At 70.9% G+C, this 1531-nt stretch carries 1 protein-coding gene; it reads right to left on the reverse strand.

Going from position 1 to position 1531, the window contains the following annotated elements; translation table 11 throughout:
* Positions 1-1531, reverse strand: a 1531-nt coding sequence (locus tag JYJ84_RS36395; protein WP_205190277.1) for a DUF2339 domain-containing protein, incomplete at both ends; no start/stop codon positions are given.

Here is a 1531-nt window from a genome sequence, read left to right on the forward strand (position 1 = left end):
TTCGGCGAGCGGCCACGCCAGCCGACGGCGTGCGACGTGCGCGAGCCACGCGGTGCCGGCCGCGAACAGCGCGGTCGTATCGACGACGAAGCGGTCGGCATGCAGGTCGACGTGACGGCTCGCGTAGACGAGGATCTCGTGCAGCCCGCCGCTCACCCACCACAGCAGCCCCCACGCGGCAGCGGCGGCACCGATCTCGGGCATCCACGCATGCCACGCGCGGGCTTCGCTGCGCCCGTGCAACCACCAGCCGGTGAACAGGCCGGCGAGCGCGATCAGCAGCATCGCGATGAACGGGCTGTTCAGCACGGGCAGCGCGGCGGCGTCGGCCGGCCCGAGCAGGCTCGTGAAAAATGCGCCGGCCGCGGCAACCTGCATCAGCAGCCCGAAGGCGAATCGCAGCATGCGCTTCTCGCGCACGCCGAGCCAGACGACGGCCGCGCCTTCGATCGCCCACGCGGCGCTGGTCGTCGGGCCGGAGAACGCGAGCGGCACGGCCAGCGTCGCGAAGATCACCGCGAGCGCGAGCGTGGATTCGAACAGCAGCGCGAGGCGGTCGCGGCGCCGCGCGAGCCAAGCGGTGACCACGACGTAGAACGCCGACAGCGCGACGGCGCTCCACGCGAGCCCGAACGGCATGTCCTTCACGAGCGATGCCTGCAGTGCGGTCGCGACGATCGGCGTGCCGAACACGAGCGTGCCGTCCACGTAGTGCCGCAGCGCGAGTTCGCGCTTCACCGCATACAGCAGCGCGATGCCGACATACATCAGGAAGAACAGGATGAGGAACGGTTCGGTGCTCGCGAACAGCGCGGGGCGGTAGGCCGTCACGCCCCACGCCGAGCCGATCGTGAACGTGAACACGAAGCCGAGCAGGTTCAGCGGACGCCAGGCCTTGAACCAGGCGATCGCGAAGATGCCCGCGTTCAGCAGCGCGTAGTAGCTGAACAGCGCGACGTGGTTGCCCTGGCCGGTCGACAGCAGCACCGGTGCGAGAAAGCCGCCGGCGGTGCCCATGAACGCGAGCGGCAGCGCGTTCTGCCGTACCGCGAGGAACGCGCTCAGCGCGCACACGGCCACCATCAGCGGGAACGCGGCGCCGACGGGCAGCAGCGCATAAAGCTTGGTCGCGGCGAAGATCGTCAGGTACAGGATGCCGACACCGCCGCCTTGCAGCACGAGCCCGTACGCTGCGCGGCGCGCACGCACGCGCCAGCCGATCGCGAGCAGTGCGGCCGCGGCGAGCGCGGTGCCTGCGAGGCGGAATTCGATCGGCAGCATGTTGTTGTCGGCTGCGTACTTGAGCAGGAACGCGACACCGAAGAACAGCACGATGATCCCGACGCGCACGACCGTGTTGCCGCCGAGCAGCCAGTCGCGCGCGGCGCGGAAGGCGCGCTCGACGAGGTCGGGTTCGCGCGGCTTGGGCGGAGCGGGGGGAACCGACGGTGCGGGGGCCGCGGGCGTTTCGCTTGCGCGGATCACCGCGGTCGGTGCCGGCGCAGCGGCGCGAACCGGTGCAGGGGCCGGT

Source organism: Burkholderia sp. LMG 13014, assembly GCF_905232215.1.
GTDB lineage: Bacteria > Pseudomonadota > Gammaproteobacteria > Burkholderiales > Burkholderiaceae > Burkholderia.